Raw genomic sequence first — 16,501 nt, 5'->3', positions numbered from 1 at the left:
ACAAAAAAACTTTGCACCGTACTGATGTTTGGAAGTGTAGAAAGCTTATTTCTTAAAAAAAGATGATAGGTATCCATATCGCTCGTCGCAATCCTAAGGATAAAATCAAATGCCCCTGTCATCTGGAAACATTCCATCACTTCGCTAAACTTAGCCACCTCTCGCTCAAACTCACTTAATGCCACAGCCGTATGTTCTTTCATTAAAACCTGAGAAAAGGCAATTAATGTCCTGTTGATCTTTTTACGATCCAAAATAGCCACTACACGCTTAATATAGCCTTGTTCTTTCAACCTCCGTATTCTTTCATGAATGGTACCTATAGACTTATTCAGTTTAAAGGCCATCTCCTTGTTGGTTTGCATAGCATCTATTTGTAGCAGCTTTAAAATTTCTACATCTGTCTGGTCTAATTCTTCTAGCATTTCTATAGGATTTATTTAATTGAAAATTATAAGGATTGCGATATTCTTAATGCTATAAAAATATAAAAAATCACAATATTTACTCAATTTTCCATAAAATTTATGGAAGATATAGCTATGTATTGACTATTAAGTTTACTATACTCAATTTTACCGCAATATCAATCACTAGCTTTACAACAAAATGATAGCTGCAACATCAACAAAAGAGTCTTGTTTAGACCTTTCCCTAAAACATAAATTTGAACATTTATGGCACATGGTGGGCAATACACCAATGGTTGCCCTAAATTACACCTACAAAGGTAAGCCAGGGAAAATTCACGTTAAATGTGAACACTATAACTTAACAGGAAGCATTAAAGACAGGGTAGCTTTATTTACTTTATACAATGCCTATAAATTGGGTACTATCCAACCAGGACATTTAATTGTTGAAGCCACAAGTGGTAATACAGGGATATCTTTTGCTGCCATCGGTAAAGCATTAGGCCATCCCGTTAAAATACTGATGCCAAATTGGTTAAGTAAAGAAAGAATCGATATTATTAAAAGCATGGGTGCTGAAATTGAACTGATCAGCAAAGAACAGGGTGGATTTTTAGGCAGTATTGCCCTTGCAGAGAAAATGGCCAAAGAAGACCCAACTGTTTTTTTACCTCAACAATTTGAGAATGTAGACAACCCACTTGCACATGAATATACCACAGGTACAGAAATTTGGGAACAACTGCGCTTAAATAACTTAACACCTGATGCTTTTGTAGCTGGTGTAGGTACTGGTGGCACCATTATGGGCGTAGGCAAATACTTGAAGAAACAAAATCCTGCAGTAAAAATCCATCCTTTAGAGCCTGCAGAATCTCCAACTTTAACTACTGGTCATAAAGTGGGTAGTCATAGAATTCAAGGCATCTCTGATGAATTTATCCCTAAAATCGTTAACCTGAGCACCTTAGACAAGGTAATTAAAGCCAATGATGGCGATGCTATCATAATGGCACAAAAACTAGCCAGTCAGCTGGGTCTGGCGGTGGGTATCTCTTCTGGTGCCAATGTAATCGGTGCAATTAAACTGCAACACGAGCTTGGCTTAGACAGTTGTGTAGTCACTGTCTTTTCTGATAGCAATAAAAAATACCTGAGCACCGACTTAATGAATGTTGAGCCGGTTAAAGAAGGTTATTTAGCGCCTGATACAGAATTTATCAATTACGAACCTATCAGCAGACTGAACAATTTCCAGTTTGAATCTTTTTAATGCCACAACAACCAAACAACAATTGAAACCTACAGGGGCATATCTTTAAAGGTTGCTCCTGTAAATTTTATCAACTTCAAACCGAACTCCCAATGAAAAAACTTATCCTTTTAGCGGTCATTGCCTTGTTTTCTGTATCATTAAAGGCCCAAATTTTAACCCCGGTTACCTGGAGCTATGGTTCTAAAAGAATCAGCAAAACTGAGGCTATCGTATTTTTAAAAGCTACTATTGATGACAAATGGCATATCTATTCTCAATTTGTTAAGGATGGCGGACCAGTAAAAACAACATTCACCTTCCCTACGGATAAAACCTATTCTTTAATTGGTAAACCAACAGAGCCAACACCAATCAGCAAATATGAAGATGCCTTTAAAATGCAGCTGACCTATTTTGAGAAGTCTGTCATTTTCCAACAAAAGGTAAAGTTAAACAGCTCAAAGGCCATCGTTAAAGGCACTATAGAATTTATGGTCTGTAATGATGAGCAATGCCTTCCACCTTCTGAAATCAACTTTAGCATCCCTGTAAAATAAATTTAATATGTTTTCAACATCACTTAAAGTGTTTATAGGGCTACTGCTTTGTTGTATTTTCCTTAATATTAAGGCAATAGCACAAACCAGTACCGACACTTCTCTTACCGCAGATATTGAGTTTACAGACATCAGCGAAACCGAAGGTAGTACCTTTGTCAACAGTACTGCTGAAGATCAGCCTGCTGCTGCTCCAGCTGCAAAAGACACTGCTGCAATTACCAAAGTTCAAAGTGCTGATGCATCCTTAGCTCAACCTGAAGTGGAAAGTTCTTTCCTGAGCATTTTCATCACAGGTTTCATCGGTGGTCTGGCTGCTTTATTAATGCCTTGCATTTTCCCCATGCTCCCTTTAACGGTAAGTTTCTTTACCAAAAGTAACGACAAGGGAACTGCATTTTCCAGAGCCGCATTATATGGTTTTTTCATCATCCTCATTTATGTGGTATTAGGCTTAATTGTTACCGTTATTTTTGGTGCCGATGCCTTAAACAGTCTTTCTACCAATGGCATCTTTAACTTTTTATTCTTCCTGTTATTAGTGGTCTTCGGAATTTCATTTTTAGGAGCTTTCGAAATTACCTTACCTTCAGCATGGGTAAATAAAATGGATGCCAATTCTGACAAAGGTGGTATTGCTGGTCTGTTTTTCATGGCCGGTACGCTTGCCCTTGTCTCATTTTCCTGCACAGGACCAATTATTGGCACTTTATTAGTGCAGGCAGCTACAAGTGGTGCCTTATTGGGCCCTGCTATTGGGATGTTTGGCTTTTCTTTTGCCCTTGCTATCCCTTTCGCGCTTTTCGCCTTATTTCCTTCTGCTTTAAGTGCCTTACCGAAATCTGGTGGCTGGTTAAACAGTGTAAAAGTGGTATTAGGATTTTTAGAATTGGCCTTTGCCCTGAAATTCTTAAGCAACGTAGACCTTGCTTACCACTGGGAATGGTTTGACAGGGAGATCTTCCTGGTTTTATGGATCGTGATTTTTGCTTTAATGGGCCTTTACCTGCTTGGTAAACTGAAATTTTCGCACGATAGTCCGCTTCATTTCATCTCTGTACCCCGTTTATTAATGGCTATTGTAGTTTTAGGTTTCAGTGTTTACATGATTCCTGGTCTTTGGGGTGCCCCATTGAAGTCAATCTCCGCATTTCTGCCTCCTCAGGGTACACAAGATTTAGACCTTTATACACCTACCTTAACTGGTGGTGTCTCTGCTGGTCCTGTAGATAGCGAAAGCCATAACCATAAATACAGCGATATTTTCCATGCCCCACTTAACTTAAACGTGTTTTTTGACTATGATGAAGGTCTTGCTTACGCTAAAAAAGTAAATAAGCCTGTCATGCTCGACTTTACCGGACATGCCTGTGTAAACTGTAGAAAAATGGAAGCAAATGTGTGGCCCGACAAAGAGGTTTACCAGAAGCTTAAAAATGAATATGTCATCATCCAGCTCTATGTAGATGATAAAACCGACTTGCTGCCTGAAGAAAAATTTAAGTCTTCTTTTAGTGGAAAAAACATCAATACCATTGGCAACAAATGGAGCGATCTGCAGGCTTCAAGGTTTAATTCTAATGCGCAGCCTTTCTACGTGCTATTAGATCATCAGGAAAAGGTGATGACAACCCCAACGGGTGCAAATTATGATCCCGCAGCTTACCTTGAGTTCTTGCAAACAGGCTTGCAAAAATTCAATGCCAGCGCTAAATAAAATATTCCAGGCTTCCCCCTGACAGAAGATATTTCCTGATAAAGGATAAAAGTAAAATTTGAATAATAATATGGTGCAATAATAATAACCAAGGTTGGTGGATGCCGCCTTGGTTTTGCCGTTCATCACCTCTCCTCCGCTATCGCTGCTTGTTTTTCCAAGGTAATATTATTCTAGCCTAAACTCAACATTGATCAATCTGAATGAGTAATTCGTTGTAAACAATATCCGGTAATATATATGCAGATGTACAGTTACCTGTCCATTCATATGAAAGTTATACACTATTCATGATTAAATTACACACAAAAATCAAGTTGATCAATCAAGCAAAATGCTGACTCTAAAGCTCAGGCAGAATTACCAAAATTAGTTGTATAGTAAATTCAGTATTAATTCAATACATGTATAGCCTATTCAGGATAAGACATACCCCTAATAGTTTCCATAGCGTTCAGAGGGCGTTGGTAGGGCCTTCGTAGGGCCTTCCTATATAGATCGATATACAAAGGCCTTCCCAATGCCTTACAAACAACAACCCACAAATAAAGAAATAAATAGCTGGTAACTATAGTTTTTTAACGAAACATTAATGATTTGCCTGGTATTCATCTCCTGAATTGATAAGGTTAAGTAAATTTTCATCAGAATAGGAAGAATATACCGTCAATATTAGTTTTAAAAGGCAACCTTGCGTATTTTTGTTCTATAGGAGATCGCAATAAGCCTTTAACTTCAATATAGAAGCTTTTCGCTTTTACAAAGACAAAATAATTGCTATAACGTCATTTTATCGAAATAGCAATGCTTTTATAGAGCATATCAGGCTTCTTTATATTAAAAACGGCGAAGATGCGTTCATTTAATTATAATTGATCATGTATAAAAAAACAACAATACTTAGTTTATTTGCGCTACTTTCTTTGGGTGCCAATGCACAGTCAACTTTGCAAAAGGGAATGTGGAATGCTGCTTTACATAGAAGCGACGGCAACAAAATAGTTTTCAATTTAGCTGTTGAGCAACTGAAAGGCAAAACTGTGCTTTATGTAGTCAACGAACCAGAGAAACTTTTGGTTGATGATGTTCGCCAGGTAAAAGACTCTTTGTTTATCAACATGCCCTTTTTTGAATCCTCATTCAAACTAAAGATTATATCGAAAGACAGTCTTTCTGGCACCTGGATTAAAAGAGGAAGTGTAAAAGATGTAGTGATGCCTTTTACAGCATCAGCAAATATAGCACATCGATTTGAGGCCACAAAAGGCGATGCCGCCCAACAAGTGCAAGGCAAATGGGCAGTTAACTTTGGTAAAGGTAATGACGATGCCGCAATAGGTGATTTTACACAAAATGGAAATAAAGTAAGCGGCTCCATCCTCACCCCTTCAGGAGATTACCGTTATCTATCAGGTATTGTATCTGGTGATGAACTTTCTATCTCTACTTTCGATGGTGTGCACGCCATGGTATTTAAAGCCAATGTTACAAAAGACAGCCTTAAAAATGGCATCATTTACAGCAGCAATGCCCCAGTGCAAAATTGGGAAGCGAAAAAAGATGATACTGTTAAATTAGCCTTCAATGATGATTTAAGACTTAAAGATGGTGAAGATGGTACATTAAACTTCAGCTTTAAGGACCTAAATGGAAAACAGGTATCTATTAAAGATGAGAAGTATAAAAATAAAGTAGTGATTATTCAATTATTGGGAAGCTGGTGCCCGAACTGTATGGATGAAACAGCTTTTTTAAGCGAATTCTATAACAAAAATAAAGACAGAGGTGTGGAAGTGATTGGCCTGGCTTATGAGTATACTACTGATGTGGCGAGGTCAAAAAGTAGCCTAAGTAAATTTCAAAAGAGATTTAATGTTAAATACCCAATTTTAATTACGCCTGTAGCCTTGAATGATCCACTAAGAACAGAGAAAACTTTACCACAACTAACGAAGATAAGTGTTTTTCCAAGTACTATTGTTTTGGATAAATCTGGTAAAGTAAGTTCTATCACTTCAGATTTTGCTGGTCCTGGTACAGGAGAATACCATATTAAATATAAAGAAGATTTCGAGAAAAAAATAAACAAACTACTGGAAAGCAAATAATTAAAAGAACCAAAAAAGATAAAGTCAAACTTTCCAGATCCTTATTTGTTCAGTTAGAACAAATACTGGAAATATGAACATGCCATCAACGACTGAAATTGTAAATAAACTTAAGCATATTGACTTAAGTGTAAATGAAGACCCTAACATCGATCAGGGCGAAAGAGCATTGTCTGTAGTGGCGGGAACTTATTTGCTTTTCAAAGGAATGGGAAATATCATTAAACACCCTATTCTTGGACTCATAGGAACCGCTGCCGCAGGATTGTTGCTTTACCGTGGAACTACAGGCTTTTGTCCGGTTTATAAAAAACTAGGTAAAGACACCACCGATCCGCAAGCTATCAATATTACAGAGCGTATTACCGTCAATGCACCACGCAAAGCGGTAAATGACTTTTGGAGAGACCTTTCCAACCTTCCTAAGTTCATGAAGCACCTGAAAACTGTAGAAACCTTAACAAATGAAGAGTCTCATTGGGTGGCTAATACACCAGGCAACCTGATTGGCTTAAGCTGGAATGCAGAAATTACCAGAGAGGAAGAAGGCTATTATATAGGATGGCAATCTATTGAAGGATCTATGGTTGATAACGCAGGAAAAGTAGAATTCCGGGACGCATTAAACGGCACAGACACTGAGCTTTTAGTGGAAATTAATTACTTCCCACCTGCAGGAAGTGTAGGCCGTGGACTTGCTTCTTTGTTTAATGGTGTATTCGAAAATATGATCCGTGAGGACATCCAAAATTTCAAACAATATGTTGAGCAAGCAGACTTTAGGAGTTTTGCAGGCTTGACAGACACAAGATAAATTACTTTTTTAGAAGTTAAATTAAAAATATTCAAAGGGTTGTCTTTTTCTTAAGACGACCCTTTGTTGCGTAAACTGGGTTTTTAACTATGTTAGGGCAACATTAAAGAACTACACTCCTACTTAAAAAAATATGTTAAAAATAAATACGAAAATTAACAGATAATAAATAATATTAATATATTAGCGTATGATTTATTAACTAAAAAACTTTCCATATGATGAATAACGATAAAATAACTGAGTTAAAGGAACTTTATTCAACTGCCTATCATTTAAATGTAGACATGATAGAGTGTTTAAATTCGTTTAAACACGTAAGTGAGTTGTATTTTAACGCATACAGGCATTTTAAAAATTATCATATACATATTTTCTCCGACGATGTTCAATATTATATAGAAGAAATTAACGAATTAGATAATGGCGTAGATACGCTAATTCATAAGCTCCAGGCAAACATCACAGAAACCTACGAAATGGAATCTTACTTGTTCAGGAATTCTAAAGCAATGGTTAATTAGAGATAGCCAAAAAATGTGACCACAGTCATTTTTTGAATCCAGGCTTTGACATAAGTTTGTCTTATTATTCTTAATCGGTGGATATCGATACTCATATAAGGGGTTGTTCCGGGAAGTTCAGCCCCTTTATTACATCATTGATTACAAGCCACATGGGATACTCAAAACCCCTCATTCACTATTTTTAGGCTGTTTTGAAAGCTGCTTCCTTAAATTTTTTAAGCTATATAATTTTAAATTTTATTCATTTATAGCTACCTTCATCAAAAAATTTTAATCATGAATACAATCTGCAGCACAATAATGAGTAACTCTCAAATATTTTCTATTCTTGTTCCTATTTGCGTGGTAATTGCAATCGTTGCTATATACCGTACCGCTGTTGCCAACAGAAAACAAGAAAATCACTAATTCATATTAAATTTGTCGTTAGGGATTTTCACCACATTGGAGGCGAAAACAATCGACACAATTAAAATACCGATAACAATAGCCAGTGCTATTTGTAAGCTAGAGTAAATCCGGGACCCAGAAACTGCAAATTCTGAGTTCCTGATTAACTCTTGCCCTACTTCAGTCTGGATTTTTGTGAGCTCTGCTAATTTTTTAGTGGTGGTACTAAATGAAGTTTTACCCTTCGTTTCGAACAGCGACCTGGCTGCTTCTATCGAATGATCATCACTTCGTGATAATATCTCATTCTCCATTTTTTTGGTATCTATTAACTGAGTCTTCAACTCATCAAGCTGTTTTCTTTCCTGTTTAATTAAAAAGGTCTGCTCATACTTGCCTACCAGCGAATCAATAATGGTATTTTGAACGGCTAACTGATGCTTTAAGAAACTGTGGTCAATGGCTATAGAATCGATATTGTATAAGGCTTCTTCTAAAAGATAGCGCTTTCCATATACATTCTCGGCTAAGTGAAACAAGTCTGTTGCCGGAATCAACCTATCGTTATACATAGATACAAAAGCATTGTTCATGTCCTTGATGCTCTTATCCTCTAGTATCCTGATCAAGATAGAACAGCCCATAATGCAGAAAAGCATCAAGGCGATGGTCATTTTATTTTTTATTGAATAGCCAAATTTCATAGGTCTTCCATTGGAGTGGTGAATAAATTCTGTGCAAAGTTGACTAAAAACAACTCTCTTTTTGCCCTCGTTACTGCGGTATACAACCACCTTAAAAAATCAAGGTCAATCATTTCTTCGGTAAGGTAACCCTGGTCTACAAAAACGGCATCCCATTGACCACCTTGTGCTTTATGACAAGTAACGGCGTAAGCAAACTTAATCTGAAGTGCATTATAATAAGGATCTTCCTTAATTGCAAGCAAACGTTCTCTTTTATTCGTAATATGCTCATAATCTAGCAAAAGACCCTCATAAAGTTTTTTACTTTGCTCATAAGATAAGTTGGGGGTTTCTGCCTGAAGGGTATCGAGCATCACTTTACAGGTGATGCTGCCAGCTTGTGGATAGTCTAAAAATTCTAACTGCACTTCACAAAAACGAAAACCATAACGCTCCTCTTCTTTTCGCACCCTGGTTACTTTTGCCATATCCCCATTGGCAATAAATGAGGTAAACTCACTATCGGGTAACCAAAAATAGTTATTACGCACCACCATAATCTGGTCACCACCAGTTAATTCTTCTTCTCTATATAGCAATCGTGCTCTAATTTGTTGATTATACACATTAGCAGATTTATTAGAGCGACAAACAACCAGGCAGTTTTCAACGTCATATTTGCGGTAAGCATATTCCAGTCCTTCCACTAATTTAAGCCCTGTCATTCTGAAGATATCTTTATAACCTGCCGTCATAAATGCTGGAAGATTAACTTTCGCTAAACTTCCATTTTCCTGCTGTTTGCTGCCATCACTGATCAATTGCCTTAACATGGTGGCATTGGCTAAAATTCCTGATTTCTTCTCCTGCCTCACTACTTCTTTCAGTTCTACTTCCACAACATGCAGGTGAAAGGTATCTATGAGGTGTTTTTTATTTAAAGCAGGACTATCCAAACTCCCTACAGGAGGAAGTTGTGCGGTATCACCCACAAATAAAACAGCGCAATTTTTCTGGTTATAGACAAACTCCATCAGGTCCTTTAAAAAACTTGATCCATTTTGAGTGTTCCACTCATCAGCAATCATGGACGCTTCATCAATAATAAATAAAGTGTTTTCGGCGAGGTTCGGCGCAAGCTGAAAAGCCATTTCCGTAGAAACAGCGACTTTTTTACGGTATATTTTTTTGTGTATGGTCAATGCCATACGCCCGGAATAACTGCTCATCACTTTTGCTGCCCTCCCTGTGGGTGCGAGCAAGGAAGCCCTTAATTTAAATAAAGGCAATGCTTTTACCAAGGCAGCCACAGAAGTTGTTTTCCCTGTACCTGCATAACCTCTTAAAATAAAACACTTTCCATCCAGTTCCCCCATTAAAAACTGAGCCATTTGATGGCAAAAATTCAGCTGCTCTGCTGTAGGAGAAAAAGGATAAGATTGTGCAATCATCATTGCTTTATCCATTTTACAAATATGCAATGGTGTGGTTATAGAAAAAAGAATTAATTTTGCTAAGATGAATATGAAGAACAGCATTCTGCTCCTTGATCCGGAATTCGATCCAAATATGGCCCCACAATGTAATTTGCTCCTGCGAATAACGAATGATAGTTTTTCATATGCCATTGTTAATCAAGAAAGTAGAAGTCTAAAGGCTGTTTTTGATGAACAAGCCTGCAGTGACATGCTGCAAACGCTCCAAACAAAAATAAAAAACGACCCTTACCTTAAGTATCCCTATAAAGAGGTTAAAATTGCTGTGTCTACCAATAATTGTATAACTGTTCCTAATGAATTATACAATGCTAAAGACCTTAACGCATATACAAACTTCTTTTCAGGTGATGCCGGCAAGACCTTACATATCAAAAATAACCCTGCATTTGATTTCACCTCCATTTTCAACCTGGAGCAAAAAATAGAAGACGAGCTTGACCTGCACTTCACATTGGCCAGCAAGCACGAACAAAGTATTGCTTTATTGAACCTGGCGGATAATGTTGCTGAGGGTTTACTGTTTGACTTTACAGCAGGTTCCTTTACGGTGGTTCAGGTTGCTAACAACAAGTTGGTATTTAAGAATAGTTTCGACATAGAAAATGCCGAGGAGTTCAACTATTATCTCTTGCTGCTGATTAAACAACTGAAACTTGATTTAACACAAGTACCGGTATTTTTATGCGGAATCATCAACGAGAAAGACAGCAACCATACTATTCTTCAAAAATATTTTAAAAAATTAAAGTTCAGTTTACCTCGCAACGAGGAAATTGACTGCACTATTCTGGAAGACATGCCAGCTTATTATTACAGTACTTTACTAGCCATAGACTTATGCGTATAATTGGAGGAAGGCTTAAAGGCATCCGTTTAAATGCACCGGAGAACCTGCCGGTCAGACCTACAACAGACATGGCTAAAGAAGCCTTATTTAATATTTTGTATAATGCCTACGATTTTGACAATTGTAAAGTGCTCGATCTTTTCTGTGGCACAGGTAACATCAGCATTGAGTTTGCTTCCAGAGGACTTTCTGCAATTACCGCGGTCGACAAACATTCTGGCTGTGTTTATTGGGTAAAATCTGTGATTCAAAAATATGACTTGCAGGCCATCGATGTTCAAAAGGCTGATGTATTTAAGTTTCTGGAGCAACACGAAAAATCTTACCAGATTATTTTTGCTGATCCCCCTTATGATTTACCTACCATTCCATTGATTTCTGAGCTGGTGCTTAAAAACAACTTGCTCACCGATAATGGTGTGTTAATTGTGGAGCACCCTACCAATTTAAGGTTAGAAGCCCAACTGGGTTATAAGGAAACCAGGAAATATGGTAATTCTTCATTTAGCTTTTTTGAAAAACCAGAGTCTCTTCTTGAAAAACCTAATATCCTTTAAAATGAAAACAGCTTTATTCCCCGGTTCATTTGACCCCATAACCATTGCTCACGTTGACATTTTAAAGCGCGCCCTGCCCCTATTTGATAAAATTGTGGTAGGCATTGGGTTAAACAGCAGCAAACAAAGTTTCCTTTCTGCAGAAAATCGTTTGGAAATTGTAAAGGCTACCTTTGCTGAATTCAGCAATATTGAAGTACAACTTTATGAAGGACTAACCATTAATTTCTGCAAGCAGCTTAACGCTCAATATATGATCAGGGGAATTAGGTCGGTAAGTGATTTTGAATATGAACGCCCTATTGCTCAAATTAACCAAACCATGATGCCCGGTATAGAAACCATTTTTATCCTGACTAAACCTGAGTATTCTGCCATCAGCTCCACCATAGTCCGCGATATTTTGCGTAACCATGGTGATGTCAGTAAATTTGTACCTCAGCAAGCCATAGCCTTTTTATAGGCTATGGCAATTAATGAAAGAGCAATTCCGGAAGGCTTGTTAAAAAAGCTTTCCGGCAGCTAAAACATCAAATATTAATAAATAGGTGTTTTCAAGCAGTGGCTTCAATTCATCTTTACCAAACCAAGCTGCTTTAGTGATGCCCTCTTCCTTTTGTGGAATCAGCTTTGGTACACCTTTCACGGTCATATCGTACCAATTTGTTTTTTTGAGCACAATTTTATTGCCTATTTCATAAACATGGAAGGTCTTGCAAAGCTTGTCGCCGATGGTTAAAATCTTTACACCACATTCTTCTTCTACCTCACGTAACGCAGCATCTTTCATTTTTTCACCTTTTTCTACCTTTCCTTTCGGAAGATCCCACTTTTTATTTCTGAAAATAAATAGGTATTCATTGTCTGCATTGCGAACTAAGCCACCAGCCGCTTTAATCAGCATACAGTTTTTCTTGATCGTTTTATACACCGCTTTGGGGTCTTCAGTTAGTAAAACATATTGATTTTTGGATCCCTTATCTAAATTTTTATAAAATGTTAAAAAATCAAATAATTGTAAATCAAGTTGTTGTAATTGATTACTTTGTTCAGGTAAGGTATCTGTTAAAAACAAAGTGTTCTCGTTGATATATATTCTGTATTTATTCATAGTATATGTTCAAATATATTTTAAAGCGGTTTTTGTATTTCTCGTAGAAAGTCACACCCTGTTCAAATAGGTTTTAAAGCGGTTTTTAAAAGGCATTTTCTACACTTTTTCTACGTCTTTCTACCATTTCTATCAACTGTAACAGAGACAAAAATACAATAATTACTTCTACCTTTTTACAGCATTCAATATAGTTGTACTTGGATAATACTTTACAGATTTTACCATTGTACCTGCATAGATAAATTGAATATCAAGTATGACAGGAGGAAAATTATTAGTTAATAAAAAATCGCCAATAGGTTTTTCGAGTGCTACCAGCATTTTATCAGTATATTCTTTCAAGCTTGTTTCTATAAATTTCACTTGATATGGTTCATCCAATGTTGTAAGATCAATGATTAATTTATCATCATAACCTAAGAATCTACTAGGGTTCTCGATTGCTGAAGATAAATGACCGTTCCCCCTAACCCAAGCATTTAAAGCAAAAACAAGTGCATAACCAAAATTAAATTTATCCGTTTCCATAGCAACAAAATTACTAAAGATATTAGTAAAATAAATATTTATTGAAATAAAGTGGTTTGATGATTTTTTATTCTTTAACATTGAGTTAGAGCGTTAATTAATATGACCTATACCTGTAAAAAGGTGTAGGTTTTTTTATGCTTGATCATTTGGTGGGTTAACTTTATCATTTAGCTTTCCAAAAATCCCAGTAACAATTTCCTTGAATTTCGTGGCTACGGATAAACCAGTAAGGCTTTCAATATTTTCAACAATACCACTTAACAAAGCAATAATTGGTATACCTGCCAATATCTTAAATACACCCATTGTCTCACCCAAATATGCCACTTGAAAATAATGGATCGTTAATATATATAGTAAAAATAGGGTAACGTCCTTTATCTGCTTAATGAGAAATTCTTTCAAATTTATTCTTTCATTCCTATCTATTTTCAACCAGATAGTTGTAATAGCATCAACAACAATTAGAAATATTAACAACCCTGTTATCTGCCTAGCTGGTTCAACCCATATCAGAAATAAACCAATAATTTTTAAAAACCATAATTTCAATGATAGTAAATTTGATAAATACTCCATCCTATGTAGTAGTATAAATTTTAAACTCACGTTTTCTTCTACCTAGTAATATTGGTGCACCACCTGCATTACACCAAGCAGTAAACCACTTTTCAACTTCTAATATTGATGAATTTGAATTTATCTTTTTGACTAATGTACTATCAGAAAATGCTTTGACACCAATATTAAAGCAAAGAGATACCATTGCATTAAATTGATTTTGGGTAATGGGTACCTTGATAGCCTTATTAACTGCTTGCTCAAATTGCACAACTATTTTATCAAATATTTCATCGCATTTAACATGGGTGATTTTATCACCCATTTTCACCTTATCACCATTTGGATAAAAAGTAAACCCTACTCCTATTGTTGGAATTTTAACGCTATCCAAATATGCACTAAGCACTACACCCTCTTCTTTATATATTAGCTCTCTACCTTTTATATCTATTTTCATATTAATTTCTTCCTCCACCTCTAACTGGCCTTGCGCCATTTACAACTGCATTATTTCTTGTGGTATATTCACCATCCTTATAGTTAACCATTTTCACGTACTTATCACTTGCTACTTCACTATCATCTAGTAACTCAAAAAAATCAATTCTATGTTCATCCATTTTGAGATTAGTATTACTTTTATAAGGCAAATAAAACCCTGTAAGCGTCTGTATTTCATACACCTTCCCATAATCAAACTCACCTTGAAATGAGCCTGAAAACAGCCTAAACGGTTGCCTATATTGATTCAAAATACTTTGCGTTGCAAGCTGAAATAATGGTTTACTTTCTGTTTTTCCTTCTCTGTACCAATTAGCTGTAGGGAGCTTTGCAGATGCAGTTTTGATCAAAATTTGGTTGGTTAACCCTATGTTGTCAAACTCACCTAAAGAAGGCTGAAGCTCATCATAGGTCTCTTTTACATTTTTATTTGATGTGATGGAAAAATTATCACCGTAACTTCTTGCTGATGATCCAGCTTTGATAGTTGGCGTGAATTCCCTGACAAGACAGTCAGCATTATAGTTTGGCATTGTGAATGAAGGCATTATTCCGAAATCTAATTTTGTTGTACCATCTGGTATGGTAGCAGATAATTCAACACTAAACCAACTCTCTCTATTCTCATTTACCCTACCTCCAGATGGTGCAGGTAATTTGCACATAGCAGGTGTATTTTTAAATTCAGCTCTATATTCAATTTTGGTTACTTCGTCTGTATTACGTTCACAATACAAATAATATACACCACTAGGTGTAGTGGCTTTGACCATAAATCTTAGGTTACCTGCGTACCCAATTTTCATACTTAATTCATCATTGCTGTTATCTGTCAATACACCTTGATATGCATTTCTAATTGGAAATACCATATTAGTTGAATAGCTAATAGCATTATCTTCTGCCTTAGTTGAAATAAATATTGCATCACCACTTTTTGGAAAAGCTCTTTTAGCAATTGAAATATTTCCCGATTTATTCCAAGACACTGGAATTGTTGAACCAGTATCCCAAAATCTGAAATAATTATTGGGTAATAAATTTGAAGGATCTTGAATTTCTGAGTTAATTTCAACTTTATTATATGCAGGTACATAACTTGAATTATGATCACCACCGATAAATATCAAATCACCTGTTTTTGATATAGATTTCCTGATATTTTCAGTTGAAACTATAGGATTTGTAGCATCTTGAATACCTTCAAAATTGATATTATATGTTCTTCTGGTTATTACCTCGTTAATTTTATAATTAACCCTTTCAACAAAGTATTTGCCCTCTTTATAGTATATATAGCATTGAAATAATTCTAAAACCATTTTCAATACCTCATCACATTTCAAAGCGTTTAAATCATTTTCTAAAAATATAAAAGGGTTAACGGTGAGGTTATTAAAGGCTTCATTTTTAAGGCTATTACGGTCTATTCTAGACTCGAAAATATCATTTGATGTAATGAGTTGTGTACCGTTTTTTAATGTGCCTAAGCAGTTTAAAATAGCTTCTGCAAAGGTTAAATCACCAAGATATACTGTGCCATTTCCATCTGCAAAATCCATTAATTTTAGATCGCCTAGACCATCAGTAGCTCTTAATGATATTAGATATGGAGCTGATACAAAAGGCTCTGAGTAATTATCTTGGATAACATAACCTTGCCAATGAAGAGTGTCATTTTTCCAAATTTGAACTTGAAATTCTTTTGCATCTGCAGTCATTATTTCAGTAAATTGACCATCATACTCACTGAAAATATTTAAGATACACTCACTACCTCTTATTATTTCAAATTTATTCTCACTGTTATTTGTATAGTTTATTTCTACAGGTGTACCGCCCATCCTCATATCAATTTGAGCTGAATTGTAGTCCTTTTTTAATATATATATTTTGTATTTATTACCTTTTATTGAACCAAAGGCACATTTATATTTTATCCCGTATGCCATTAGTTAGTCCTGAATTGCTTTTTTTGTTCATTATTCAAAATACCAACTAGGGTATTTCCTTGAATTCTGAATTCTACTTGACCTCCAAAGCCACCGCCCATATCACCAAGCATTCCTTTGAGATTATTTAATGGTGTTACTATCTCAGGGTTACCCCTTCCAGCACTTGGATATTCACCAAAAATTGCATTAGTTGGTGATGATACAATACCACCATTAGCAAATGCTGTACGTTTTCCACCTTTATCATTTTTACCACCACCGAGTAAACCACTAAAAGCACCTGCTGCTAATTTTAAAGTCACACCTGCTGCAATAGCTGCTGCACCTGCAAGAATACCAGCCCCTGGAATTAAAGCAGCCACGTCTAATTTTCCCTTTAGCACTGCAGCAGCACCATATTCGATTAATAAATCACCGAATTTCCCTAAGAATCCACTGAATGTTTTTAATAAACTATCTCCCAATG

General features: G+C 36.0%; 18 protein-coding genes. 9 read left to right on the top strand and 9 right to left on the bottom strand.

Features of this window, described 5'->3' with window-relative positions; translation table 11 throughout:
* Positions 1-425: Lrp/AsnC family transcriptional regulator (locus ACR2F7_RS17430; protein WP_432714810.1), on the bottom strand; the 425-nt coding region annotated here is incomplete at its 3' end.
* A 184-nt stretch (positions 426-609) separates the two neighbouring features.
* Here ACR2F7_RS17430 and ACR2F7_RS17425 point away from each other — a divergent pair.
* The 6 genes from ACR2F7_RS17425 to ACR2F7_RS17400 all read left to right on the top strand — a co-directional run bounded on the left by ACR2F7_RS17425 (position 610) and on the right by ACR2F7_RS17400 (position 7,388).
* A complete protein-coding gene (locus ACR2F7_RS17425) occupies positions 610-1,686 on the top strand; it encodes a PLP-dependent cysteine synthase family protein (protein ID WP_432714809.1) in 1,077 nt (358 codons plus the stop codon).
* A 92-nt stretch (positions 1,687-1,778) separates the two neighbouring features.
* Positions 1,779-2,225: a protein-disulfide reductase DsbD domain-containing protein gene (locus tag ACR2F7_RS17420; RefSeq protein ID WP_432714808.1), complete on the top strand. Its 447-nt coding sequence runs from the start codon at positions 1,779-1,781 to the stop codon at positions 2,223-2,225.
* 7 nt (positions 2,226-2,232) lie between these two features.
* Entirely contained in the window at positions 2,233-3,942 is a 1,710-nt protein-coding gene (locus ACR2F7_RS17415) for a protein-disulfide reductase DsbD family protein (RefSeq protein ID WP_432714807.1), read from the top strand.
* A gap of 878 nt (positions 3,943-4,820) precedes the next feature.
* Entirely contained in the window at positions 4,821-6,050 is a 1,230-nt protein-coding gene (locus tag ACR2F7_RS17410; protein ID WP_432714806.1) for a peroxiredoxin family protein, read from the top strand.
* Between the two features lie 73 nt (positions 6,051-6,123).
* Positions 6,124-6,864 (top strand): SRPBCC family protein, encoded by a 741-nt coding sequence (locus ACR2F7_RS17405; RefSeq protein WP_432714805.1) that lies wholly within the window; start codon positions 6,124-6,126, stop codon positions 6,862-6,864.
* A 218-nt stretch (positions 6,865-7,082) separates the two neighbouring features.
* Complete coding sequence (locus tag ACR2F7_RS17400; protein ID WP_432714804.1) at positions 7,083-7,388, top strand: hypothetical protein; 306 nt, start codon at positions 7,083-7,085, stop codon at positions 7,386-7,388.
* A 407-nt stretch (positions 7,389-7,795) separates the two neighbouring features.
* Here ACR2F7_RS17400 and ACR2F7_RS17395 read toward each other — a convergent pair whose 3' ends face one another.
* A complete protein-coding gene (locus tag ACR2F7_RS17395; protein WP_432714803.1) occupies positions 7,796-8,485 on the bottom strand; it encodes an MCP four helix bundle domain-containing protein in 690 nt (229 codons plus the stop codon).
* The gene (locus ACR2F7_RS17390; protein ID WP_432714802.1) at positions 8,482-9,933 is read right to left on the bottom strand and encodes an ATP-dependent DNA helicase; all 1,452 of its coding nucleotides are present in this window, start codon (positions 9,931-9,933) and stop codon (positions 8,482-8,484) included. The genes ACR2F7_RS17395 and ACR2F7_RS17390 overlap by 4 nt, the downstream gene beginning before the upstream one ends.
* 58 nt (positions 9,934-9,991) lie before the next feature.
* Here ACR2F7_RS17390 and ACR2F7_RS17385 point away from each other — a divergent pair, with 58 nt between their 5' ends.
* The 3 genes from ACR2F7_RS17385 to coaD are packed head-to-tail and all read left to right on the top strand — an operon-like array spanning position 9,992 to position 11,833.
* A complete protein-coding gene (locus tag ACR2F7_RS17385) occupies positions 9,992-10,813 on the top strand; it encodes a DUF3822 family protein (protein WP_432714801.1) in 822 nt (273 codons plus the stop codon).
* Complete coding sequence (locus tag ACR2F7_RS17380; protein WP_432714800.1) at positions 10,804-11,370, top strand: RsmD family RNA methyltransferase; 567 nt, start codon at positions 10,804-10,806, stop codon at positions 11,368-11,370. Before ACR2F7_RS17385 ends, ACR2F7_RS17380 begins: the two co-directional genes overlap by 10 nt.
* Before the next feature lies 1 nt (position 11,371).
* On the top strand, positions 11,372-11,833 hold the full coding sequence (coaD, locus tag ACR2F7_RS17375; protein ID WP_432714799.1) for a pantetheine-phosphate adenylyltransferase: 462 nt from the start codon (positions 11,372-11,374) through the stop codon (positions 11,831-11,833).
* 39 nt (positions 11,834-11,872) lie between these two features.
* On the opposite strand, the gene ACR2F7_RS17370 is transcribed toward coaD, so the two are convergent.
* The 6 genes from ACR2F7_RS17370 to ACR2F7_RS17345 form a co-directional block, all read right to left on the bottom strand.
* A complete protein-coding gene (locus ACR2F7_RS17370) occupies positions 11,873-12,481 on the bottom strand; it encodes an NUDIX hydrolase (RefSeq protein WP_432714798.1) in 609 nt (202 codons plus the stop codon).
* Between the two features lie 168 nt (positions 12,482-12,649).
* A complete protein-coding gene (locus tag ACR2F7_RS17365) occupies positions 12,650-13,093 on the bottom strand; it encodes a hypothetical protein (protein ID WP_432714797.1) in 444 nt (147 codons plus the stop codon).
* A gap of 54 nt (positions 13,094-13,147) precedes the next feature.
* Positions 13,148-13,594 (bottom strand): hypothetical protein, encoded by a 447-nt coding sequence (locus tag ACR2F7_RS17360; protein WP_432714796.1) that lies wholly within the window; start codon positions 13,592-13,594, stop codon positions 13,148-13,150.
* A gap of 1 nt (position 13,595) precedes the next feature.
* Complete coding sequence (locus ACR2F7_RS17355; RefSeq protein ID WP_432714795.1) at positions 13,596-14,075, bottom strand: lysozyme; 480 nt, start codon at positions 14,073-14,075, stop codon at positions 13,596-13,598.
* Complete coding sequence (locus ACR2F7_RS17350; protein WP_432714794.1) at positions 14,038-16,032, bottom strand: hypothetical protein; 1,995 nt, start codon at positions 16,030-16,032, stop codon at positions 14,038-14,040. The genes ACR2F7_RS17355 and ACR2F7_RS17350 overlap by 38 nt, the downstream gene beginning before the upstream one ends.
* The coding region (locus tag ACR2F7_RS17345; RefSeq protein WP_432714793.1) for a hypothetical protein at positions 16,032-16,501 on the bottom strand (470 nt) is incomplete at its 5' end. The genes ACR2F7_RS17345 and ACR2F7_RS17350, both read right to left, overlap by 1 nt.

The organism is Pedobacter sp. (assembly GCF_045628745.1).
Lineage (GTDB): Bacteria > Bacteroidota > Bacteroidia > Sphingobacteriales > Sphingobacteriaceae > Pedobacter.
Note: the sequence above shows the minus strand (reverse complement) of the source record. Positions and strands in the feature narration are given on the sequence as shown.

What these genes read in the sequence shown, in the direction of transcription:
- ACR2F7_RS17425 (WP_432714809.1), top strand. Translation starts at nt 610, where the DNA reads ATGATAGCTGCAACATCAACAAAAGAGTCTTGTTTAGACCTTTCCCTA.
- ACR2F7_RS17420 (WP_432714808.1), top strand. Translation starts at nt 1,779, where the DNA reads ATGAAAAAACTTATCCTTTTAGCGGTCATTGCCTTGTTTTCTGTATCA.
- ACR2F7_RS17415 (WP_432714807.1), top strand. Translation starts at nt 2,233, where the DNA reads ATGTTTTCAACATCACTTAAAGTGTTTATAGGGCTACTGCTTTGTTGT.
- ACR2F7_RS17410 (WP_432714806.1), top strand. Translation starts at nt 4,821, where the DNA reads ATGTATAAAAAAACAACAATACTTAGTTTATTTGCGCTACTTTCTTTG.
- ACR2F7_RS17405 (WP_432714805.1), top strand. Translation starts at nt 6,124, where the DNA reads ATGAACATGCCATCAACGACTGAAATTGTAAATAAACTTAAGCATATT.
- ACR2F7_RS17400 (WP_432714804.1), top strand. Translation starts at nt 7,083, where the DNA reads ATGATGAATAACGATAAAATAACTGAGTTAAAGGAACTTTATTCAACT.
- ACR2F7_RS17395 (WP_432714803.1), bottom strand. Translation starts at nt 8,485, where the DNA reads ATGAAATTTGGCTATTCAATAAAAAATAAAATGACCATCGCCTTGATG.
- ACR2F7_RS17390 (WP_432714802.1), bottom strand. Translation starts at nt 9,933, where the DNA reads ATGGATAAAGCAATGATGATTGCACAATCTTATCCTTTTTCTCCTACA.
- ACR2F7_RS17385 (WP_432714801.1), top strand. Translation starts at nt 9,992, where the DNA reads ATGAAGAACAGCATTCTGCTCCTTGATCCGGAATTCGATCCAAATATG.
- ACR2F7_RS17380 (WP_432714800.1), top strand. Translation starts at nt 10,804, where the DNA reads ATGCGTATAATTGGAGGAAGGCTTAAAGGCATCCGTTTAAATGCACCG.
- coaD (WP_432714799.1), top strand. Translation starts at nt 11,372, where the DNA reads ATGAAAACAGCTTTATTCCCCGGTTCATTTGACCCCATAACCATTGCT.
- ACR2F7_RS17370 (WP_432714798.1), bottom strand. Translation starts at nt 12,481, where the DNA reads ATGAATAAATACAGAATATATATCAACGAGAACACTTTGTTTTTAACA.
- ACR2F7_RS17365 (WP_432714797.1), bottom strand. Translation starts at nt 13,093, where the DNA reads ATGTTAAAGAATAAAAAATCATCAAACCACTTTATTTCAATAAATATT.
- ACR2F7_RS17360 (WP_432714796.1), bottom strand. Translation starts at nt 13,594, where the DNA reads ATGGAGTATTTATCAAATTTACTATCATTGAAATTATGGTTTTTAAAA.
- ACR2F7_RS17355 (WP_432714795.1), bottom strand. Translation starts at nt 14,075, where the DNA reads ATGGCGCAAGGCCAGTTAGAGGTGGAGGAAGAAATTAATATGAAAATA.
- ACR2F7_RS17350 (WP_432714794.1), bottom strand. Translation starts at nt 16,032, where the DNA reads ATGGCATACGGGATAAAATATAAATGTGCCTTTGGTTCAATAAAAGGT.